This is a genomic window from uncultured Kordia sp. (assembly GCF_947489565.1).
Classification (GTDB): Bacteria; Bacteroidota; Bacteroidia; order Flavobacteriales; family Flavobacteriaceae; genus Kordia.
In genome coordinates, this window is sequence record NZ_CANLEA010000026.1 from 22,719 (window position 1) to 45,908 (window position 23,190).

Annotated in this window: 23 protein-coding genes; 12 read left to right on the forward strand and 11 right to left on the reverse strand. The window is 34.7% G+C overall.

The genetic code is table 11. The features are described 5' to 3' along the window. The gene (locus tag Q0845_RS24585; protein WP_298519606.1) at nt 1-1,089 is read right to left on the reverse strand and encodes a sensor histidine kinase; all 1,089 of its coding nucleotides are present in this window, start codon (nt 1,087-1,089) and stop codon (nt 1-3) included. A 248-nt stretch (nt 1,090-1,337) separates the two neighbouring features. Here Q0845_RS24585 and Q0845_RS24590 point away from each other — a divergent pair, with 248 nt between their 5' ends. From Q0845_RS24590 to Q0845_RS24605, 4 genes are all read left to right on the forward strand, one after another. Further along, complete coding sequence (locus tag Q0845_RS24590; RefSeq protein WP_298519609.1) at nt 1,338-3,719, forward strand: TonB-dependent receptor; 2,382 nt, start codon at nt 1,338-1,340, stop codon at nt 3,717-3,719. Between the two features lie 86 nt (nt 3,720-3,805). Beyond that, entirely contained in the window at nt 3,806-4,348 is a 543-nt protein-coding gene (locus Q0845_RS24595) for a DUF1569 domain-containing protein (RefSeq protein ID WP_298519612.1), read from the forward strand. A gap of 128 nt (nt 4,349-4,476) precedes the next feature. Further along, nucleotides 4,477-4,653, forward strand: coding sequence for a hypothetical protein (locus tag Q0845_RS24600; protein WP_298519615.1), 177 nt, complete (start codon nt 4,477-4,479; stop codon nt 4,651-4,653). A gap of 115 nt (nt 4,654-4,768) precedes the next feature. Then, on the forward strand, nt 4,769-4,954 hold the full coding sequence (locus Q0845_RS24605) for a hypothetical protein (RefSeq protein WP_298519618.1): 186 nt from the start codon (nt 4,769-4,771) through the stop codon (nt 4,952-4,954). Between the two features lie 152 nt (nt 4,955-5,106). On the opposite strand, the gene Q0845_RS24610 is transcribed toward Q0845_RS24605, so the two are convergent. Next, nucleotides 5,107-5,862 carry a hypothetical protein gene (locus Q0845_RS24610; RefSeq protein WP_298519621.1) on the reverse strand — a complete coding sequence of 252 codons (756 nt, stop codon included), beginning with the start codon at nt 5,860-5,862 and terminating at the stop codon, nt 5,107-5,109. 122 nt (nt 5,863-5,984) lie between these two features. Here Q0845_RS24610 and Q0845_RS24615 point away from each other — a divergent pair, with 122 nt between their 5' ends. Continuing rightward, nucleotides 5,985-8,114, forward strand: coding sequence for a M3 family metallopeptidase (locus Q0845_RS24615; protein WP_298519624.1), 2,130 nt, complete (start codon nt 5,985-5,987; stop codon nt 8,112-8,114). Nucleotides 8,115-8,195: 81 nt separating this feature from the next. Here Q0845_RS24615 and Q0845_RS24620 read toward each other — a convergent pair whose 3' ends face one another. From Q0845_RS24620 to Q0845_RS24635, 4 genes are all read right to left on the reverse strand, one after another. Further along, the gene (locus Q0845_RS24620) at nt 8,196-8,402 is read right to left on the reverse strand and encodes a hypothetical protein (protein ID WP_298519627.1); all 207 of its coding nucleotides are present in this window, start codon (nt 8,400-8,402) and stop codon (nt 8,196-8,198) included. Nucleotides 8,403-8,581: 179 nt separating this feature from the next. Continuing rightward, complete coding sequence (rpmA, locus tag Q0845_RS24625; protein WP_298519629.1) at nt 8,582-8,842, reverse strand: 50S ribosomal protein L27; 261 nt, start codon at nt 8,840-8,842, stop codon at nt 8,582-8,584. A gap of 43 nt (nt 8,843-8,885) precedes the next feature. Next, nucleotides 8,886-9,530, reverse strand: a complete 645-nt coding sequence (gene rplU / locus Q0845_RS24630) for a 50S ribosomal protein L21 (protein WP_298519632.1) — start codon at nt 9,528-9,530, stop codon at nt 8,886-8,888. A gap of 77 nt (nt 9,531-9,607) precedes the next feature. After that, nucleotides 9,608-10,057: a DUF4199 domain-containing protein gene (locus tag Q0845_RS24635; RefSeq protein WP_298519635.1), complete on the reverse strand. Its 450-nt coding sequence runs from the start codon at nt 10,055-10,057 to the stop codon at nt 9,608-9,610. 167 nt (nt 10,058-10,224) lie between these two features. Here Q0845_RS24635 and Q0845_RS24640 point away from each other — a divergent pair, with 167 nt between their 5' ends. Next, complete coding sequence (locus tag Q0845_RS24640; RefSeq protein WP_298519638.1) at nt 10,225-11,553, forward strand: pitrilysin family protein; 1,329 nt, start codon at nt 10,225-10,227, stop codon at nt 11,551-11,553. 7 nt (nt 11,554-11,560) lie between these two features. Next, complete coding sequence (locus Q0845_RS24645; RefSeq protein WP_298519640.1) at nt 11,561-13,651, forward strand: pitrilysin family protein; 2,091 nt, start codon at nt 11,561-11,563, stop codon at nt 13,649-13,651. Nucleotides 13,652-13,716: 65 nt separating this feature from the next. On the opposite strand, the gene Q0845_RS24650 is transcribed toward Q0845_RS24645, so the two are convergent. Next, nucleotides 13,717-14,604 (reverse strand): DMT family transporter, encoded by an 888-nt coding sequence (locus Q0845_RS24650; protein ID WP_298519644.1) that lies wholly within the window; start codon nt 14,602-14,604, stop codon nt 13,717-13,719. A gap of 134 nt (nt 14,605-14,738) precedes the next feature. Between Q0845_RS24650 and Q0845_RS24655 the strand changes: the two genes are divergently transcribed. From Q0845_RS24655 to Q0845_RS24665, 3 genes are all read left to right on the forward strand, one after another. Further along, complete coding sequence (locus Q0845_RS24655; RefSeq protein WP_298519647.1) at nt 14,739-15,284, forward strand: heavy metal-associated domain-containing protein; 546 nt, start codon at nt 14,739-14,741, stop codon at nt 15,282-15,284. Between the two features lie 110 nt (nt 15,285-15,394). Next, the gene (locus tag Q0845_RS24660; RefSeq protein ID WP_298519650.1) at nt 15,395-15,769 is read left to right on the forward strand and encodes a hypothetical protein; all 375 of its coding nucleotides are present in this window, start codon (nt 15,395-15,397) and stop codon (nt 15,767-15,769) included. 303 nt (nt 15,770-16,072) lie between these two features. Further along, a complete protein-coding gene (locus tag Q0845_RS24665; RefSeq protein WP_298519652.1) occupies nt 16,073-17,095 on the forward strand; it encodes a transporter in 1,023 nt (340 codons plus the stop codon). 343 nt (nt 17,096-17,438) lie between these two features. Here the strand turns inward: Q0845_RS24665 and gldD are convergent, their stop codons facing one another. The 4 genes from gldD to mutY are packed head-to-tail and all read right to left on the reverse strand — an operon-like array spanning nt 17,439 to nt 20,898. After that, nucleotides 17,439-18,002 (reverse strand): gliding motility lipoprotein GldD, encoded by a 564-nt coding sequence (gene gldD, locus Q0845_RS24670; protein WP_298519655.1) that lies wholly within the window; start codon nt 18,000-18,002, stop codon nt 17,439-17,441. Next, nucleotides 17,999-19,303 carry a gliding motility-associated protein GldE gene (locus tag Q0845_RS24675; protein WP_298519658.1) on the reverse strand — a complete coding sequence of 435 codons (1,305 nt, stop codon included), beginning with the start codon at nt 19,301-19,303 and terminating at the stop codon, nt 17,999-18,001. The genes gldD and Q0845_RS24675 overlap by 4 nt, the downstream gene beginning before the upstream one ends. 27 nt (nt 19,304-19,330) lie before the next feature. Next, a complete protein-coding gene (locus Q0845_RS24680; RefSeq protein ID WP_298519661.1) occupies nt 19,331-19,819 on the reverse strand; it encodes a single-stranded DNA-binding protein in 489 nt (162 codons plus the stop codon). 41 nt (nt 19,820-19,860) lie between these two features. Beyond that, nucleotides 19,861-20,898: an A/G-specific adenine glycosylase gene (gene mutY / locus Q0845_RS24685; RefSeq protein WP_298519664.1), complete on the reverse strand. Its 1,038-nt coding sequence runs from the start codon at nt 20,896-20,898 to the stop codon at nt 19,861-19,863. Between the two features lie 131 nt (nt 20,899-21,029). Here mutY and Q0845_RS24690 point away from each other — a divergent pair, with 131 nt between their 5' ends. Continuing rightward, nucleotides 21,030-21,320, forward strand: coding sequence for an HU family DNA-binding protein (locus Q0845_RS24690; RefSeq protein WP_108115657.1), 291 nt, complete (start codon nt 21,030-21,032; stop codon nt 21,318-21,320). A 318-nt stretch (nt 21,321-21,638) separates the two neighbouring features. After that, entirely contained in the window at nt 21,639-23,183 is a 1,545-nt protein-coding gene (locus tag Q0845_RS24695) for a ribonuclease E/G (protein WP_298519668.1), read from the forward strand. Nucleotides 23,184-23,190: the final 7 nt, after the last annotated feature.

Genomic DNA, 23,190 nt, shown 5'->3' on the forward strand with positions numbered 1-23,190 from the left:
TTAGGGAGTTTCTGCTGGTACAACTTCTTTTTGTTCATTTATCAAATCGCTTGAAAGTAATGGCATGCTTACTTTAAATTGTTCTCCTGTATCTTCAATACGCACTTCTTTTTTGGTATAAAAAGTATATCTTTTTTTAATATTTGCCAGTCCTAATTGTGTAGATGCTTGCGAATCGGAACGTTTTCTGATATTATTCTGAACAATGAGCGAATCTTCTTTTGTAAAAATATCTATTGTAATTGGTTGTTCTTTTGAATAATAATTATGTTTCAACGCATTCTCTACCAACATCTGAATCGACAAGGTTGGAATAACGTGTTTATGTGGTTTAGAATCGATGTTTGTATGAATCGCAATCGCGCCATCATGACGGACTTTCATCATAAAGATAAAAGAATCTAAAAACTGTAGTTCCTTTTCTAGACTTACCAAATCACTTTCGCGATTGTCCAAAATATAGCGATAACAACTCGCCAAACGCGACACAAAATCAGAAGCCAAATCGCGATCTTCATACATAAGTGAAGTCAGAGTATTTAAGCTATTAAACAGAAAGTGCGGACTTATCTGATTTTTCAAAGAATTGTACTTCGAAGTCATCATTTCTTTCTTCAATAACTGCAACGATGTTTCTATTTCTTTCTTTTCCTGTGTGGTTCTATAAAACTGATTAAATATGGTCAAGGAAGTAGTTAGCAAAGCTGCTCGCAAAAAATCTATTCGGAAACGCAGCCACGATTTTTCAAAGTTTAAATCGCAAACGCCGTCTATATGAAAAATTCCAACATAATAAATAATAGCAGCCACAGGTAATACTATTGACAAGGTTACCAACAAAACTTTGATACTACTTGAAACCGTTACACTGGCAATAACAGTCGATTTTTTTTCACGACGTACCAACCAATCATTGATTTCCCAAGTAAGCATAAATAAAGTAAACGCAGAGAAATAATAAAAAATGGCCGTTTTGTTTATCACTGACCTCATTTCGTCATGATCAATGGTTAGTTTTACCAATAGAAATACCACCGTGATCACCACAAAACGTATGAGTAACTTCTTTAAATATGCCTTTTTTATCATTCGTTGTATCAACTTGTAATTTCAAATATAAGAAGATCTTGATCGGCACAACGGACTTCTTTGTTTGAACTGTCGAATAAAACCATGAACTGTCAAATTCAAACCTTCAATTGAAACTTCTCTTTTTTGAGTCAAAATTTACAATCAAACATTCTCAAAAACAGTTCAATAGAAAATACCACAACTCAAGATTTCTTGATTTTAAGTATGATGAAATTCTGTCAAATTTGATCAAAAACTAAGAAATCATGAATAAACTAACCATGCTATTTGTACTCTGCTGCACATTCAGTTTTGCACAAACGGGAATTATTAAAGGTCGAATTTTAGACAAACAATCCGAAACAGCATTGCCAGGCGCAACTATTGAATTACTAAATACAGAAAATCCTGTTGGCGTTACTACTGACATGAATGGATATTATACTATTGAAAATGTTCCTGTGGGACGACAAAGCGTTCGAGTAAGTTATGTTGGTTTTGAATCCATTACCATTCCAAATATCGTAGTCACTACAGGGAAAGATGCCATTGTGAATGTAAGTTTGGAAGAAGCTTTTGATCAGTTGGATGCCGTTGTATTAGATTCGCCCACAAATAAAGACCGAACCATTAATAAATTAGCTACGGTTTCTGCTCGTCAATTTAGTCTAGAAGAAGTGAACCGTTTTTCGGGAGGACGAAGCGATGTAGGTCGTTTAGCGGCTAATTTTGCCGGCGTTTCTGCTCCCGATGATAGTAGAAATGATATTGTTATTCGCGGAAATTCGCCCACAGGTTTATTATGGCGCTTGGAAGGAATTCCCATTCCGAGTCCAAACCACTACTCTACTTTAGGAACTACGGGCGGACCAGTTTCTGCACTGAATACAAACATGTTGAAAAATTCAGATTTCTTAACTTCTGCCTTTCCTGCAGAATATGGAAATGCACTTGGTGGCGTGTTCGATTTAGGTTTCCGAAAAGGAAATATTGACAATTATGAATTTACGGCGCAAGTTGGTGCTTTTACAGGTGTTGAAGCGATGGCAGAAGGTCCATTGGGCAAAAAACAAGGTTCATTCTTAGTCGCAGCACGGTATTCACTTGTCGGATTGTTAGGTGTTGGCGCAGGTGGAACTTCCGCTACACCAAATTACAGTGATATTTCTTTTAATATAGATTTTGGTACCGGGAAATTTGGAAACCTAAGCTTATTCGGAATTCTTGGAAACTCGGATATTGAATTTTTAGGTGATGATATTGATGAAGATGATTTGTTTTCTGCGGAAGATGAAAATTCCTTTGTGGAATCTGGTTTTGGTGTCGTTGGATTGAATCACCGAGTAAATATTGGCAGTAAGAGTTATTTGAAAACCATTGCTTCACTTTCTACCTCAACCAATACGTTTGAATCAGATCGTTTTATTGATAAAGATACGCCGCAAGAACGCACAATTCGCTATACGGAAGCAGACGATACACAAAGCAGATTTACCTTTTCTACACTTTTCAATAGTAAATTGAGCAATAAAATTACGCTGAGAACAGGTGTTTTATATGAAAATTTCAACATAGAATCTACTTTACGAGATCGTGAAGAACAACCAGACAACAACAATGATGGCGATCCAGATTTGTTTACTTTCCGAAATACCGATGAACGTTTTGGTTTGTGGCAACCTTATATTCAAGGACAGTTTCGATTGACTAAAAAGTTAACGTTAAATGCAGGTTTGCATGCACAATACACCAATTTAAACGATCAATTTGTTATAGAACCCAGAACAGCTTTGCGTTATAAAATTGCGCCAAAACACAGTTTAAATTTTGGTTTCGGAATTCACCATCAGCAAGCGCCTTTGCCATTATTATTCTTAAATGAAGAAATTAATGGCGAATTAGTGCAGTCTAATATTAATTTAGATTTTACACGAAGTGCACATTATGTTGTAGGTTATGACGTGAAAATTGCCAAAGGTTGGCGTGGAAAATTAGAAGTGTATTATCAAGATATTGACAATGCTGCGGTAGAACCTTTTCCATCTAGTTATTCTTCTTTAACGGAAGGAACTGATTTTGTATTTGACAACAATCGTGTTTCGTTGACCAATGATGGAACTGGATACAATCAAGGATTAGAGTTAACGCTTGAAAAATTCTTTAGTGATGGTTATTATGGATTATTGACCACTTCCCTTTTTGAAAGTAAATACAAAGGCAGCGATGGCATTGAACGCAACACACCTTTTAATAACGGATATGTATTTAATGTACTTGCTGGGCGCGAATTTGCTATTGGGCGCGAAAAGCAAAACGTATTGTTCTTTGATACGCGTGTTACGTTTGCTGGCGGACGTTATTTTACACCTGTAGATTTGCAAGCATCGCAGCAAGCAGGTTTTGAAATCTTACAAGAAGACATTGCTTTTAGTCAGCAATACAATGATTATTTCAGATGGGATGTAAAGTTCGGAATCAAAATCAATAGTAAGAAAAAGAAATTATCACATCAATTTTATGTGGATTTACAAAACGTGACCAATCAGGAAAATGTATTTGTTCGTCGTTACAATCGTTTGACCAATAATGTCGATCAAGTCAATCAGATTGGTTTCTTTCCAGATGTTGGATACAGATTACAGTTTTAATAGTTCGTTTATTGAATTCAATTCTTGGAAACGCCTTGTTCACTGTAAAGCAGGACGTTTTCTTAACCATTTTAAAAACTAACATTATGAAAAGACGCATTCTTTTAGTCCCACTGGCAATCATCATTTTTTTATTCATCCTTATAAAAGTCCAAATGAACGCATCCAATCCTGAAGTATTACTTCCTCAATTATCAGAAATAGAACGTAACATAGAATATAGAGATGTCAAAAATTCAACGGTTTCCAAAGCAGATGTGGCTTGGCATTTGGATCATATATTGAAAACCATCAACAGACTCACAGAAACACTTGAAAGTTCTGATCCGGAAGTCTATGAGAGTTCTTTCAATGTCCCACGAATTATGTCGTTAACTGCAGGATTCATTCCACGTGGAAAAGCAGAATCGCCACAAAGTGTACGTCCGCCAGAAATCATTGTCACAGATGATATCTTAAAACAATTGTTAGAAGCTCGAAAAAGCATAGACAAATTACAAAGCTTCGATGCGAATGTAAATTTTGATCATCCAGTTTTTGGGATGTTAGACAAAGCACAAACCATTCGATTTTTGGAAGTACACACCAATCATCACTTAAAAATCGTAGCAGACATCCTGGAAGAATAAAACTGTATAAAAACACACTATTTTCTATAAAAATTAGCCGCTATTTTATAAAATGAACGCAGTTCTTGTTCTATCGAAACTAAGCATTTACATATCTTACCGAAGAAAATTATTAAAAACTATCTATTATGAAAAAACAGAAAGTAACTTCACATGCTCTTACATTTAAAAAAGTATGTATCTCAAATTTGAATCGTATATGTGGTGGCACTAAAGATGAAGAGAAGGAAAAAGACACTTACGAAGATACTTGTCATACAGTAACCACAAGGCCTGACAGCCTCATAAATGATCCTGGAGAGTAATTGATTTTACTACAAAAACACTACCGCTATTTTATAAAATGAATTTTAGAATCATTGTGTTTAGATGATATGAATGCTAATTTCAGATTCCCTAATTAATTTAAAACCTAGAATCATGAAAAAAGCAAACATCAAGCTTAGTCTAAACAAAAAGAAAATTTCTAATTTAGAAGCACACACTATCGACGGAGGTGCAGCAACGAATCCTTATGCCAATGTTACGTGTTTTAGGTGTGACTACACAAAACCTAGAATGGGTTCTTGTTATTATAAGTGTAACCCTGCAAATCCTAGTGAATAAAAAACTAGCTAAGTACAACCAAAAAATTGACCGTTACTAAAATGATAGATTTTGGTAACGGTTTTTTTGTTGATTTTGAATGCGCTCTGTTACTTATAATTTGAAAGAAAAACTTCCACATAAAACGCTTCAATGCATGTATTAAGGTGTTTTTAATATCCTGTCACCAACAAACCTCTAGCGCCACGCATTCCGCATTTTTGATACTTGTGATAAGCTTTGGCAGCACGTTCACGAATGGCAGCATCTGATTCGTTTAAAATCCAGCCATCAATTGCCCATTTTAAGGTATATGCTTCGGGCGACATCAATCCGGTAGACCAAACTAAAGGATTGGCGCCTGTTTGTTGTAAATAAGGCTTAAAATAGTCTTTACTAATGCATGCTAAAATAATAGCGTCGCGTTTCTTGGTGTTTTTTGGACTGAACTTGTTAGATAAACTAAACTCCATCAAACCATCATGACCAACATATGCTACCAAATCTGAATTTCCTCCGAAGCTTAGCTTTTGATCGTTGACCGTAATTTCTGTGGGATTATCACCGCTACTCGCTTCCAAAAAGTCAATCGTAGTCTGTTTGATATATTTTCCATCATACGCATCGGCGAGCAAATACGTGTTTGACGTTTTGTGTTTGAACACGATACGTTCTAGTATTTTGGGATTATTCGATGGAATCGTCTTTACAAACTTCCAGTCTTTACTGCGTTTAAAATGTGTTTTCACACCATACAATGCGCCCCAATACAAATTTGTTCGTGGACTTTGCCCGTTTCCTAAAGCTTTCGGCACAGGGACAATTCCTTGATTTACATTATCGCACAAAGCCACAAAAACGTGAATTTTCTTTTGTCCAAAAACAGTAAAACTGATACAAAAAATCAGAATCGTAATTAGTTGTTTCATAAAGTTTGGTTTTAGTGTGAATGTACTTAATATAACGAAGAAAAGCACAAACTGGTATAGAACGTTAAAATCATTTATAAAATTCAAAAAAACAGTATCTTGTTAGTCAAATTATTTTACAAATGAAACGTATCTCAATAGCCATTACCTGTAGCATACTGTTCTTTGCTTCGTGCAAAGATGCTACACCCGAAAAAAAACCAGCATCTAAAATGACAGACAATCCTTTGTTGACCGAATGGAATACGCCACACGGAGTGCCTCCATTCGATAAAATAAAAAGTAGCGATTATCTACCTGCTTTTAAAATTGCACTGAAAGAAAATCAGGATGAAATTACCGCAATTAGCGAAAGTACGGAAGCTCCAACTTTTAAAAACACCATTGAAGCTTTAGAGTTTAGCGGAAAGTATTTGAACAGATTGCAACGTATTTTTTATGCCGTAAACGGAGCAAATACAGATGATACTTTAAAAGCTGCCGCAAAGGAAATTACACCTGCAATGGCTGCTCATGGGGATTTTGTCAACTTAAACGCTAAATTATACGAACGTGTAAAAGCAGTGTACGATCAAAAAGACAAACTCAACTTATCACCAGAAGAAACACGTTTATTGGAAGAAACTCACAAACGTTTTGTCCGTGCAGGAATCAGTTTAAAAGGAAAAGCACAAGATCGCTTGCGCGAAATCAACAAGCGATTGGCGAAATTAAGTGGTGATTTTAGTGAAAACTTACTCGATGAGACCAACGCTTTCGAATATCATACAAAAGACAAAAAAGAACTTGGAAATCTTCCTGCTAGTTTAATTTCTTTAGCAACTAACGAAGCTAAGGAAAGAGAACATAAAGATGGATATTCGTTTACATTGCAACGCCCAAGCATTAATCCGTTTTTACAATCGTCTCCAAACAGAGATGCTCGTAAAAAATTATTTGACGGATATGCAATGCGCGCCAATAATGATAATGACAGTGACAACAAAGCTATTTTAAGTGAAATGGCAACTTTGCGTTTGGAAAAAGCAAACCTATTAGGTTACGAATCGCATGCAGCGTATATTCTTTCTGATAATATGGCAGAAACGCCAGAAGCGGTATATGGTTTTATGGATAAATTATGGCCTTCTGCATTAGCGATGGCAAAATCGGAACGTGAAGCGTTGGCTAAAAAGATGAAAAGTGAAGGTGTTTCAGGAACTTTTGCAGGAAGCGACTGGAGACATTATGTAGAAAAAGTTCGTAAAGAACGTTACAATTTTGACGAAGAAGAAACACGTCCGTATTTTGAAGTGAATGCCGTAAGAGATGGTGTTTTTGCTTTGGCGAAAGAACTTTTCGGATTAACTTTTAAAGAACGTAAAGATATTCCGAAATGGCATGAAGACCAGCAAGTATTTGAAGTATTAGAAGCTGATGGAAAGCACTTAGGAATTATTTATATGGATTTCTTTGCACGTCCAAGTAAACGTGGTGGTGCATGGATGAATGCCTTACGTAGTCAGATGAATGTGGACGGAATGGTTACGCCAATTGTAACCAATAACTTTAATTATCCTGCTCCATCAGGAGATTCTCCATCATTATTATCGTTTACAGAAGCAGAAACTTTATTCCATGAATTTGGACATGCATTGCACGGATTATTCTCAAATGTAAAATACGAATCCTTATCAGGAACCAATGTGCCGAGAGATTTTGTTGAATTCCCATCGCAAGTAATGGAAAACTGGATGAGCGAACCACAAGTATTACGCATGTTTGCAAAGCATTACAAAACAGGCGAAGTTATCCCTGACGCAATGATTAAAAAGATGAAAGACGCCAATTCATTCAATGGTGGTTTTGCGACAGTTGAATATATGGCCGCAGCATATTTGGACATGGCTTGGCATTCTAAAACAAAGGATATTCCAACGGATGTTAATACTTTTGAAAAGGAAGCAATGGACAAATTAGGCTTAATTGATGAAATTATTCCGCGATACAGAAGTACTTATTTTGGACATATATTTTCAAACCCTGTAGGATATTCTTCTGGATATTACAGTTACTTATGGTCGGAAGTATTGGATGCAGATGCTTTCCAAGCGTTCAAAGAAACTGGAAATCTATTTGATCCTGCAACAGCAAAACGTTACCGTAAAATGTTAAGTATGGGCGGTTCGCAGTTGGGAATGGACTTATATAAAGGATTCCGAGGTGCGGAACCAGAAATTGAACCTTTATTAAAGAAAAAAGGATTTAAATAATACATCTTTTTTTACAATATAGTATTACATAAAAATCTCTTAGAAATAAAACTCTAAGAGATTTTTTCATATCAGATTTTCCTATCCGTCAAATACTCCTTTACAAGTTTCACCTCCACAAAGAGATCTATCACTATTACAATACTCATTACGAGTTCCTGTATTACAACAGCCAGTTCCGCCTTGGCAGGGCGCTTCACAACTAACTCCTCCAACTAAAGAATTAGAATGCAAATTACTAATCATGCAATGCTTTAATGCTAACTTTTTAAATGTTCTTTTTTTCATAATAATAGTATTTTTCATAAAATTATTGATACGATATTAAAACTTGCAGCATTTATGATTGCTTCTTGTACGTTTGTATACATTAGGACATATTCACATCTTTTTTAAGGTGAAATATTTCCATAAAAAAAGCCTGAACATAATGTTCAGGCTTTTTTAATTTCTCTTCAGAGTCTTACTTACGCTTCGAAAGGTTCGATTGATACATAAGATCTGTTATTTGCTTTCTTTGTGAATTTCACAATACCATCTACTTTAGCATGTAATGTATGGTCTTTCCCCATATATACATTCTCTCCTGGATTGTGAGTAGTTCCTCTTTGTCTAACTAGTATGTTACCAGCAATTGCTGCTTGTCCACCAAAAATCTTAACTCCTAATCGTTTCGATTCTGATTCTCTACCGTTTTTCGAACTACCAACTCCTTTTTTGTGAGCCATTTTCGTAAGGTTTTAAATTGTTATACTTAAGTGATTTTTGCAATTATGCTTTACCACCATCTAATTCATCTTGCCATTTCTTTAACTCATCCCACTTTCCATCAGCAGCTAATTGAGCTTGTGCTGGCCAAGTATCAGTAACGTGGTTTCCACGAACACCTGAAATGATTTCAGAAATTTTTGCTGGTTCAGTTTTCGCTAACTCAGCGAATGTTGAAATTCCAGCTTCTACTAAAGTAGATGCAATCTTAGGACCAATTCCTTCAATTTTCTTTAAATCATCTGCTTTAGTTGTTGCTTTTTTAGCGGCAGGTTTTGCAGCTGGTTTAGCAACTTCTTTTTTAGCTTCTTTCTTTGGTGCTGCTTTTTTAGCTCCAGAAGCTACGATGTTTTCAATTACAATTTCTGTTAAAGATTGACGGTGACCATTCTTTACACGGTAACCTTTACGTCTTTTCTTCTTGAAAACAATCACTTTATCACCTTTAAGGTGCTTTAAAACTTTAGCCTCTACTGCGGCTCCGTTTATAGCTGGGGCGCCAATTGTAACTTGTCCGTTATCATCTAACAAAAGAACATTGTCGAAAGTCACTTGCTTTCCTTCTTCTGTAGCCAAACGATGAACAAATACTTTTTGGTCTTTCGCAACTTTAAATTGCTGCCCTGCTATCTCTACAATTGCATACATAGCGTATCGTTTAATTAATTAATTTTATCCAAAAATGGACGCAAATATACATCTAATTAATTAATCTACAAATACTTCTATGGCAGTTTATTGCTAATATTCCAACTTGGCTTGAATTTTTGCATAAATAGCAGACTCAAAATAACTGTAGAAGCAAATCCTTCTATCAAAATAATGAAGAGTAAAAGTCCTGGTTCTGTAGCAACACTACCCAAACTCATTGCCATAATTTTTTCTCCAAATGCTACATCAATATGAAAGATATAAATCGCCATAAAAAAGGTAAAAACTAAGGTGGCAATAAATCCGGAGAAAATGCCAGCTTTAAATCCTTCAAAATAATTAAAACTAACGCCACTATCTTTCTTAGTATTTTTAATCACAGTGTAAATTCCATAAGCAACAATAACACCATTAAATAAACGCAGCCAAGGGTTTTCATGAAGACCGAACATTCGTACAATTAAGAAGTATAGAATGAGTCCTAAAGCTATAAATCCACCGTATTTTACTATTTTCTTTTCCATAATTTTAAGGTTTTTTCGGTTAGTAAACATCTGATTTCCTTTAATATACGAAAAAATGAGCACCTTTTAAAATAAACATAAATTTAATAGTTTACTTGTGAGATGTAACAATTTTATAGAACTTGCGTCTGATCTAAAATAACTAAAAGTCAAAAAAGTTAAATGCAATGAAAAAAAGACTATTTTCAATAGCTTCTTTAATGCTTATTGGTTTTATTGCCCAAGCACAAGAAGTTAAGTTTGAAGAATACGATTTAGACAACGGTCTACATGTAATTCTTCACCAAGACAATTCAGCTCCAGTTGTTACCACATCAGTTATGTATCATGTTGGTGCTAAAGATGAAAATCCTGAGCGTACAGGATTTGCCCATTTCTTCGAACATCTTCTATTTGAAGGAACAAAAAATATTGGGCGTGGACAATGGTTCAAAATTGTATCTTCTAATGGTGGAAGTAATAACGCAAACACAACAGACGACAGAACATATTATTATGAAGTATTCCCTTCTAACAATTTAGAATTAGGATTGTGGATGGAATCAGAACGTATGTTGCATCCTGTAATCAACCAAATTGGTGTGGACACACAAAATGAGGTTGTAAAAGAAGAAAAAAGATTGCGTGTAGACAATCAGCCTTATGGACGTATTCTTGAAGAAGTAAAGAAACACATGTTTAAAAAGCATCCATACAAAGGAACTACGATTGGAAAAATGGCACATTTAGATGCTGCTACTTTAGATGAGTTCTTAGCTTTTAACAAAAAATTCTACGTTCCTAACAATGCTACATTGGTTGTTGCTGGTGATTTTGATACTGCCAAAACTAAAAAAATGATCAAGGATTATTTTGGTGCTGTTCCAAGAGGAAAAGACATCGTTAGAAACTTCCCTAAAGAAGATCCTATCACAGAAGAATTCAGTGCAAAAGCATACGATCAAAACATTCAAATTCCTGCAATTATTGCAGCTTACAGAACTTCTTCTTTCAAAACAAGAGAAGCTAGAGTTTTAGATATGATTTCTACATATTTAAGTGGTGGAAAAAGCTCAAAATTATACAAAAGATTAGTAGAAGATAAGAAAATGGCATTGGCTGTACAAGCAGTGAATTTAAGCCAAGAAGACTACGGGACTTACGCTTTATTTGCGCTTCCATTAGGAAAAACTACGTTAGAAGACTTAGTAAAAGAAATGGACGACGAAATTAAAAAGCTTCAAACAGAATTAATTTCAGAGAGAGATTACCAAAAACTTCAGAACAAATTCGAAAACAACTTTGTAAACTCTAACTCTAGTGTAGAAGGAATCGCAAATTCATTGGCTAGATATAATGTAATGTATGGCGATACAAACTTGATTAATACAGAGATTGATATTTACAGATCTATTACTAGAGAAGAAATTAGAGAGATAGCGAATAAGTATTTAAAAACAAACCAACGTTTACTTTTAGAATATTTACCTGCTGAGAAAACACAAGAAAAAAAATAAAAAAATCATGAAAACAAAAATAGTTTCACTCCTTGTATTGTTCCTAGCTTCGCTAACAATGCAGGCCCAAATTGACCGATCAAAGCAACCAAAAGCAGGTCCAGCTCCAAAAGTTAATATTGGAAAACCTAATACGTTTACGTTAAAGAACGGATTGACAGTAATGGTGGTTGAGAATAACAAATTACCACGTGTTTCTGCAAATTTAACAATTGATAACCCATTAATTTTAGAAGGAGAAAAAGCAGGATTGACAAGCTTTGTAAGTTCTATGTTAGGAAATGGTTCTACTTCAATCTCTAAAGACGATTTTAACGAAGAAGTTGATTATTTAGGAGCTTCTTTAAATTTTGGTTCGCAGAGTGCTTTTGCAAACTCTTTATCAAAATACTTCCCAAGAATCATCGAATTAATGGCAGATGCTGGTTTAAACCCTAACTTCACACAAGAAGATTTAGACAGTGAACGTGCTAAGATTTTAGAAGGTATCAAATCTGATAAGAAGAATGTAACTGCTATTGCAGGTAGAGTACGATCAGTATTAGCGTATGGAGCAAATCATCCTTATGGAGAATATATTACAGAAGAATCTGTAAACAAAGTAACTCTTGATGATGTAAAAGCTTTCCACAAAAAATACTTCAAACCTAATAATGCATATTTAATTATTATTGGTGATGTAAAAACGAAAGACGTAAAGAAATTAGTTAAGAAATACTTTAAAAAGTGGGAAAAAGGAGCAATTACTCCTGATACGTATGACACAGCATCAAACCCAACAGCTACAGAAGTAAACTTTATCAATGCAGACAATGCTGTACAATCTGAATTAAGTATTCAGAACACGGTAAAGTTAACAATGAAAGACGAAGACTACTTCCCTGTTTTAATTGCCAACAATATCTTAGGTGGCGGTGGAGAAGCGCGTTTATTTAACAACTTACGTGAAGACAAAAAATTCACATACGGTTCATACTCAAGTATCGGAAATGATAGAAGAACTATTTCTACATTTAGAGCGACTGCTAGTGTACGTAATGCTGTAACGGATAGCGCTGTAGTTGAAATTTTAAAAGAAGTTAAAAAGATTTCTACAGAATTAGTTTCTGATGAAGAATTGAAAAATGTAAAAGCAAAATACGTTGGACGATTTGTAACTGGAATTGAGCGTCCATCAACTATTGCTAGATATGCATTAAACATTATTACAGAAGATCTTCCAAAAAATTTCTACGAAACATATCTTGAAAAAATTGAAGCAGTTACAAAAGAAGATGTATTAAGAGCTGCTAAGAAATACTTCTTAAATAACAAATTACGTATCGTAGTCACTGGAAAAGGAAGTGAAGTGGTTAGTGCTTTAGAAAACATGACGTTTGATGGGAAAAAAGTTCCTGTAAAATATTACGATCAATTTGGTGCACCAACTAAAAAGCCTGAATTCAAAAAGCCAATTCCTGCTGGTGTAACGGCACAATCTGTAGTTGATAACTATATCAAAGCTATTGGTGGGAAAGAAAAATTAATGAGCGTTACGACAATTGTACAGGAAATGGGAACTTCTTTCCAAGGAATGGACATGTCTATGATGATGAAGCAAAAAAGTCCAAACATGCTTGCAGTTGATATGAGTATTGCAGGAATGGGATCTGTATTTAAGCAAGCTTTTGATAGCGAATCTGGATACATGGAGCAACAAGGTCAAAGAATGGATATGCCGAAAGATATGTTAGATGGTTTGAAAGCTAAAAAAGGATTATTCCCTGAATTACACTATAGCGACAGCAAACTTAGATTGGTAGGTATTGAATCTGTTGAAGGAAAAGATGCGTATGTAGTGGAAGTTGAAAGTGCTGATGGAGACAAAGTAAAGAACTACTATGATGTAGCTTCTGGTCTTAAAGTGAAAAAAGCTGAAACAGCTAAAGGTCCTGGAGGACAAGAAAGCGTACAAGAAACTGGTTACGGTGATTATAAAGATGTAGACGGTGTTAAATTCCCTTATAAAATGGTCTTACCTATGATGGGACAAAAGGTAGAATTTACTACTGTAAATGCTAAAATAAACGCACCATTAACAAAGAAAGATTTTCAATAAATCTGAATAAAATACTTTACAAAAAGCCGAAAATCGCAATTGATTTTCGGCTTTTTTTATGATAATTACTTTTCTTTTTGTTTCGCTTTCTTATTCACCAAATACACACCAAGCAGAATAATAACTCCGCCTAATACTTGGTAAGGACTCAGTTTTTCTCCGTCCAAAACACCCCAAAATATAGCCACAACTGGCATTGTATATGTTACTGAAGAAGCAAATACTGGACTGGAAATTTGCACCAATCTGCTATAAATAACTTTGGCAATGGCGGTTCCAAAGAAAGATAAAATGACCACATACCCTAAAGCTTTTTGCATGGCTTCATTATGCCAAATATCATTGAAAAATCCTGTGAAAATTAAAATCAATAATGCTGGAATTACGATAATGACGAAGTTTCCAGTTACAATGGCGAGCGCATTTACATCATTCAAATACTTTTTGATCATATTTACATTCAAACCATAACCAAGAGTTGCCATTAATACAAAAATACTATACCAATAGTTTTGACTTTCGTGAAAATTGGCACCTGCAATAATTAATACCAAAGCTCCAACCAAACCAATCAACACACCAAAAATTTGTCTTTTAGAAACTGCAACTCCAAACAACAACACTCCAAAAACTACAGTATGTAACGGCGTTAATGAATTTAGCATACTAGTAACGCCACTATCTAACTGTTCTTGCGCTAAGGCGAATAAAAATACTGGAAATAACGATCCTGCCATAGCAGTCCAAAAAATCCATTTCCATTGCGATCGTTTGATGAGTTTTACTTTGTTCAATCCAACAGAAAAGAGAAAAATAGCTGTAACTGTAATACGCAACGCGCCTACTTGAACAAAATCCAATCCTTTAATAGCTTGCTCAATCAAGATAAAAGAACTTCCCCAAATTAGGGACAATAAGGCAAGGTAGATCCACTTTAATTTTGCGTTATCCATAACTGTATTTCGTAAGATCACACAAAAGTCCGACAATTATTTCTAATATTTCATTCATATTTGTGTAATTTTGCAATGACTTAATAGGTAAAAATTATATTGACTGTGTACGCAGTTATCAAATACAAATGATGATGAAAAAAATACTATTCGTATGCGCAATGGCATTGGCTATTGTAAGTTGTAAAGACAATTCGACACCAAAAACAGTCTCAGTTGATACACAAACTAAAACTGTAACGAAAGAATCTAGCAAGCAAGATCTTGCAGCCAACTATAACAAAGCAGAATTGAAAATTGAAGGCATGAGTTGTGCAATGAGTTGCGCAAAGCGTATCGAAGGGAAATTAGCTGCTATGGAAGGCGTAAAATCTGCCAAAGTAGATTTTGATCAGAAATTAGCAATGGTTGAATACAACGAAGCAAAAGTTGATTTTGACGCATTGACAAGCACCGTAACCAAAGTTGCTGGCGGTTATAAAGTAGCCGACATAAAAAATGTAGCAGCGTTTTCTAAAAAATGTGGAACCGATTGCAAGAAAGAATGTTGTGCAAAGAAAGGCGAAACTAAAAAAGCTTGTGATGCAGACTGCAAGAAAGCATGTTGTGCAAAAAAAGAAACTGAAAAAGTAGCTTGTGCGGAAGATTGCAAAAAAGAATGCTGTACTAAAAAAGCATAAATTTTACACAAAATAACAAACGTTAAAGTCGCCCATAATTGGCGACTTTTTTTATGGTTTTATTTGATTCTAAAATTTCCTAAACTACCTTTGCAGCGATTCTTCTGCACGTGAAAACTATTTGGGCACATATCTTTATTTTACTATACATAACAGCCATGTTACGTCCTGTAATGCCTTTAGCAAACTATCTGATCAATCAAGATTATATTGCTGAATTTTTATGTATTAATAAAGACAAACCTGAGCTGGAATGTAACGGAAAATGTTACTTGGCAGAACAACTAAAAAAAGCTTCTGAGGAAAAGGAAAAAAATCTACCTGCCATTGCCATGGAAGAATATCCTATCGGGATTATACTCCTGACTTCTTTTCAAACTATAGAAACTACTGAAACACCTCAAAAAGCAAACTTTCACTATACGAACAGCTATACATTTTCGTATCTGAATTCGGTTTTTCATCCGCCAAGCTTTACTTCATAACATTTATAGTACATTAGAAACCTTTGCGTCACTTCGAGTGAAATCTTATAAAGATTTTGTGTCGAGAAGTACTTTACACCTAACATTCTAGGATTTTAAAAGCTTTTCTAAATCTGTTGAATCATCTCTTTGTTTGACCAAATTTCAAATGCATTATACATGTTAACTCCTAACTAATTTTCGCTTTTAGATGGCTTCCAAAACCATCCGAAAGCATTTACTATGAAGTAAAATCAAAACAATTTTATTGCACATTGTCATACAACAATCTCGTGTGCAATACCATATCTAATAAATACACAGATGAAAAATATATTAACTGCCATCTTATGGATCGCAGCAACATTCGCATACGCACAAGAAACAGAAGATACAACTACAAAATGGACAGGAAGCAGGCCTGATGGACATGCGCCAATTTCCGTAATGGGCGATCACACGCATGGAAAAGGCGAAATTATGTTTAGTTACCGTTATATGTATATGAACATGGAAGATTTGAATCGCGGAAGTGAAAATACTTCGTTTGCAGACGCATTATCTAACTATATGGTGACTCCGACAAAAATGCCAATGCAAATGCACATGTTGGGTGCAATGTACGCTCCTAGCGACGATATAACCTTAATGGTGATGGCAAATTATTTGACAAGCGAAATGGATCATATAACTCGCATGGGCGGAACGTTTACGACAGAAGCTTCAGGTTTTGGAGATACAAAAGTAGCTGCGTTGTACAGAATCTTTAATAAAGACAAACAACAGTTACATGCACAAATTGGAGTTTCATTACCAACTGGAAGCATTGATGCACAAGATGTAACGCCAGCTTCTGCTCCTAACGAAATTATTTTACCATATCCAATGCAGATTGGAAGCGGAACATTTGATGGAGAATTGGCGTTGACTTATTTAAAACAATGGAATAAATTTTCATTTGGAACGCAAGCACGAACTACACTGCGTTTTGGAAAAAACGACAATGACTATCGTTTAGGAAATCGTTACAGTGTGAACAATTGGGCAGCATTTACAGCTACAGAATGGTTGAGCTTTTCGGGAAGAGTTGAACTTGGCGCTATTGACAAAATTGAAGGTGCGAATCCAATACTAAATCCTATGATGGTAATTACAGCAGATACACAAAATTCAGGAATGACGTATGCAAATGCGGGACTTGGTTTCAACATATATGCGTTTAAAGGTTCGCTGAAAAATGTACGTTTCGGATTTGAAGCTTCCTTGCCAATCTTCCAAAATATGAACGGAATTCAATTGCGCAACAAAGAAACCCTTACGTTTGGATTGCAATATGCATTCAAATAGTATTCTCTAAGTTTCTATTTAAAAATCCTCAATTAGTTATGATTGGGGATTTTTTCTTAAGACACAGATTACTTCCTTGTAATGACGAATCGAAGTACTTCTCGATACACAAAATCATAGATTTTGCACTCGAAGTGACGTTTGGAAATTTTAAATTATGAATGTTGAATTTTAAATGTAAAAGTATATTGAGAAACAACCTAATAGCGAAGCGTCTAAAAATCTAAGAGGCAAAGCCAAGTCTAACAATCTAATAGCGAAGCGATCTTGATTCTAACAGCGAAAGCGGTCTAAGAGATTCTCGCCTACGCGGGAACAAGTCTAATAGCAAAGCGCGTCTAACTCAATTCTTCCATTCCAAAGATTCTATCAACTTACGAATGTCTTTTTTAATATAATTCACTGCTGGAAAAATAGAATCGTAATTTGGTTTTGCATTAAAGTATAACGAACCTGTTAAGAAATGTTTGGTACTATCAGTTACATAAAATTGTGCTTGTGATGCGGCGTTTCCAGAAACCTCATACACCATTCCATACACATTTTGTTCCTTATTGTCATACACAGTCGGATCAATAGCATCGGCTTTTACAGCATGCTCATAAGTAAGTTTTTGTACGTCTTCTAACAATTGATCTAAATTTCCATTGACTGGTACATACGATAAATGTAGCGTTCCGTTTAGCGCTGGATACTCTAGATTGATCCAACAATTGTTCTGCGGATCAATAAGTGCAAGTTCGTTTTTATCAAAAGCATATGGACAATCCGATTGCACTTTGCCATATTTTGGCGCTGGATATTCCAAACTTAAAAAACCCTTTGGTTTCGGCAATACTTCGCCTTCACAGGAAACAAAAAGAATGCTCAATAATAAAAAGATGCTTATGTATGGTGTTATTTTCATTCTTTCAGGGTTACTTTTACTTGTTTCAATCGTTTGTTGTCAATTACTTCCACAGTAAACGTATAATTACTAAAGTTTATTTTATCTCTCACTTTTGGAAAGCCTCTAAAAATCTCTAACACAAAACCTGCAATCGTTTCCGATTCACCTTTATGCGATTCAAACTCCGAATTATCTTCCAATCCAATAATTTTGTAGAAATCTTTTAAATTCGTTTTCCCTTCAAAGACATAGTTTTTATCATCGATTTTGGAGTAATTGACATCTTCATCATCAAATTCATCACTAATATCTCCCACAATTTCTTCAATCACATCTTCCAAAGAAACCAAACCAGATGTTCCTCCATATTCATCAACCACAATAGCCAAGTGAATTTTCTTTTCTTGGAATTCACGTAATAAATCGTCTAACTTTTTATTTTCTGGAACAAAATACGCATCACGTAATAACTTTTCCCATTGAAAGTTTTTCGTATCAATATGTGGAATCAAATCTTTTACATATAAAATTCCCGAAATATCATCCAAACTCTCTTTATATACGGGAATACGCGAATATCCTTTTTTGGTAATTTCACTCAAAACCGCATCAAAGTCCATACCTTCTTTCAATGCAAAAACATCCATCCGTGGTTGCATTACTTGCTTGGTATCTGTATTTCCAAACGAGACTATTCCTTGTAAAATTTTCTGTTCTTCTTTGGTTGTTTCGTCTTCCGAAGTCAATTCTAACGCTTGCGATAATTGATCTACCGAAAGGTTGGATCGGCGTTTTCCAAGTTTATTCTGAATTAATCCAGACACATAACTCATCGGCATACTAATAGGCGCAAAAATTTTATCCAAAATATTCAATGGATACGCCATCATTGCTGAAAACTTATGTTTATTTCGACTTGCATATACTTTTGGAAGAATTTCACCAAAAAGTAAAATTAAAAACGTAACAACACCAATTTTAATCACCAAACGAAACCATTCTGGAGTAATTCCATCAAAAAACTTATCACTAATAGAAGCAAACAATAATACCGTTGCAATATTGATAAAGTTATTGGCAACTAAAATAGTTCCTAATAATTTTCGAGGTTTCCGAAGTAATTTTGCAGCGAGTCGTAACCGTGCAGATTTAGATTCCTCAGCTTCGTTAATTTCCGTTTGAGATAATGAAAACAGCGCTACTTCTGCGCCAGAAATTAAGGCAGAGCAAAATAATAAGATACCAAAAAACACCATCTTAAAAATATCGAGTCCTTCAAGAGACGCTATAAAGATTAGTAAACTGGGTTCTGGATCCAAAATCAAACTTGATTAATTAAACTTCGATTAAAATGGTAGATCATCGTCTTCTTCCACATGCGTTGCTTGCGGCGCTTGCTGTTGTGGTTGTTGTACTGGCTGTGCTGGTTGCACAGCTTGATGATTCGTAGTTGTATGTGCAGTAGTGTTTCCGGCCGCTGCATTGGATTGCGATTCTTGTTTGGTAGACAAAAATGTAAAGTCAGTCACTTGAATTTCCGTCGTATAACGCATTTGTCCATCTTCACCTTGCCATTGTCTATTTTTCAAACGACCTTCTACATATATTTTATCTCCCTTACTTAGATATTTTTCACAAATTTCGGCAGCTTTATTTCGTACTACAATATTGTGCCAATCTGTATTTACGACACGCTCGCCAGTTTGTTTATTTGTATATGAATCGTTGGTTGCTATCGGAAAACGACCAATACAACCGCCACCTTCAAAGTAGTGCATTTTTACCTCATCGCCCAAGTGTCCTATCAACATTACTTTATTTAGTGTTCCGCTCATGTTTTAAATTTATGTGTATTATCAAATGTACTAAAAAACCATTAAAAATTGAATTCTTCAATGAAGTTTCCAATTAGAATTGGCACTGGATATTTTCGAATTTCCTGCAAAAGTATTCCATTTTTTAAATTATCGGCTGTTTCTACAATCCAAAATGTAGTATGCAAGTGCTGATGTGATAGTTTATGGATTTTTTCTTTGAGATTAAATTGTGTGATTGAGAAGTTTTTTATTTGCACTAATTCTTCTATTTGCGATTGAAATGACGTAATATCTTCAACGGCTTTTTCTGTTTCTAGTAATGGAAATTGAAACAATCCTTGCCAAATTCCTTTTCCTTTTCGTTCTTCTAGAAGTGTCTCTGTTTGATTTGAAACGACTACAAGATAATTGAACCAACGATGTTTTACCTTTGTCTTCTTCAACTTTACAGGCAACATCGTTACACGCTGTTGTTTTAAACCTTCACAACTTTCATTTACAGGGCAAATAATACAATACGGACTTTGCGGTTTGCATTGCACAGCGCCAAACTCCATAATTGCTTGATTAAAATTGGCAGGATCATTTGCATCAATCACTTCAAAAGCCAGTTCTTTAAACTTTTTAATGCCTTCTGTACTATTAATTGGTGTATCAATATTAAAGTAACGTGCTAAAACTCGGTATACATTTCCATCTACTACGGGCGCAACTTCATTAAAACAGATGGAAGCAATAGCACTTGCCGTATAATCACCAACACCTTTTAGCTTTAAAAGTTCTTTATAAGTACCTGGAAACTGTCCATTATAATTATTTACAATATCTTTTGCAGTGTAATGTAAATTTCGCGCACGTGAATAGTAGCCCAATCCTTGCCATAACTTTAAGACGTATGATTCTTCGGCTTTCGCCAGATCGTACACAGTGGGAAATGCTTCCGTAAACTTCTCATAATAAGGCAATCCCTGTGCTACACGCGTTTGTTGCAGCATAATTTCTGACAGCCAAATTCGGTATGGATCTTTCGTTTTTCGCCATGGTAAATCGCGTTTATTTTGCCAATACCACTGTATAATTTCTTTAGAAAAGTTCATCAAATCAAAATAATACGCAAAAATAAATGTTTATATCGTTAAATTTTAATCAATTAGAACATAAATATTATCTAATTAATTATATATTTGCATCCCTTAATTTTATAACGAAAAACAAAATATATATTAAAATGACGAAAGCGGACATCGTAGCAAAGATTTCAGAAAAACTAGGAATGGAAAAGAGTGAAGTACAGGCAACTGTAGAAACTTTCATGGAAGAAGTGAAGAACTCATTAGAAGGAGGAGACAATGTTTACTTAAGAGGTTTTGGTAGCTTTATCATCAAAACAAGAGCTGAAAAAACAGGAAGAAACATCTCTAAGAACACAACTATTAAAATTCCAGCACACAACATTCCTGCATTCAAGCCTGCAAAAATCTTTGTAGAAGGAGTGAAAGACAACGTTAAGGTAAAGTAATTAAACGAATACAATTTATTAATTAAAACATAGAGCATTATGCCAAGTGGTAAGAAAAGAAAAAGACACAAGGTGGCTACGCACAAGCGTAAAAAAAGAAGAAGAGCCAACCGTCACAAGAAGAAGTAGTTTGCAATAAACTACTTCTTTGTTTTATAATTAAAACAACAACGTTCTTTGAAAAAAATTACATATTGAGGTAAGCACTTCTGTCTTGTGCTTACAATCTCAGTATGTACATTTATTAGGTAAAAACAATACCTGTGAAAATTGTTTAATCCATCTGTACATTTATGTATGGATAAAAATTAAATCAGAGTGAATAAAGAATTAATAATTAGATCCAATTCCTCTGAAGTTGATTTTGCCTTGCTAAAGGATGGAAAACTTATTGAATTACATAAGGAAGCAGACAATAATGATTTTGCAGTTGGAGACGTATTTCTTGCTAAAATAAGAAAACCCGTTTCAGGACTCAATGCAGCTTTTGTAAATGTTGGCTATGAAAAAGATGCCTTTTTACATTATCATGACTTAGGTCCACAACTTCTTTCCTTATTAAAATTTATAAAACGTGTAAGCACAGGTAAATTAAAAGATTATACATTAAAAAACTTTCCGTTTGAATCTAATATTGACAAAAATGGTAGCATCATGGATGCCGTAAAAGCCAATCAATCAATATTAGTACAAATTGTGAAAGAGCCAATTTCGACCAAAGGTCCCAGAATTAGTTCTGAGCTTTCTATAGCAGGACGATATATTGTACTTGTTCCCTTTTCGGAACGCGTTTCTATATCGCAAAAAATAGAAAGTAAAGACGAGAAAGACCGATTAAAACGTTTGGTACTCAGTATCAAACCTAAAGGTTTTGGCATTATTGTACGTACAGTAGCTGAAGGCAAAAAAGTAGCTGAATTGGACAAAGACTTACAAAATTTGTTGACAAAATGGTCGACAATGTGTAAAAAATTGTATAAAGCAGAGCATCCGTCGAAAGTACTAAGTGAAATGAACAAAGCCTCTTCTATTTTGAGAGACATTTTTAATGAATCATTCACAGGAATTCAAGTCGATGATGAAGATCTTTATTACGAGATTAAAGAATATGTGCAGAAAATTGCACCTAAAAAAGAGTCTATCGTAAAATTGTACCAATCTAAAGTTCCTCTATTTGAAAAATATGGAGTTGAACGACAAATTAAAACCTCTTTTGGAAAAACAGTTTCCATGAGTAAAGGCGCTTATTTAGTAATAGAACACACGGAAGCGTTGCATGTTATTGATGTAAACAGTGGAAACCGTTCTAACAAAGCCAAAACACAAGAGGACACTGCATTAGAAGTCAACCTAATTGCCGCAAAAGAAATTGCTAGGCAACTCCGATTACGCGATATGGGAGGAATTATCGTGATCGACTTTATCGATATGACCAATGCAGAACACCGAAGAACTCTATTTGATCATTTGAAGACAGAAATGAAAGATGACAGAGCGAAACATAAAATATTACCTCCAAGTAAATTTGGTTTGGTACAAATTACGCGACAAAGAGTACGACCAGAAGTAAATATTAAGACACGAGAAGTAAATCCGAATGGAACTGGTAGCGAAGTGGAAGCACCTATTGTTCTCGTTGATAAAATTACAACTGATCTAGAAAGAATTTTAGCCAAAGATGGCTTCAACGGAGTTACGTTAAACACGCATCCTTTTATTGCGGCGTATCTCACAAAAGGATTTCCATCCATCCGTTTTAAATGGTTTATGAATCATAAAAAATGGGTAAAAATATTACCAAGAGACGCTTACACGTATCTAGAATATCGTTTTAAAGATAAAAACGATGAAGTTTATAACTAATAAAAAG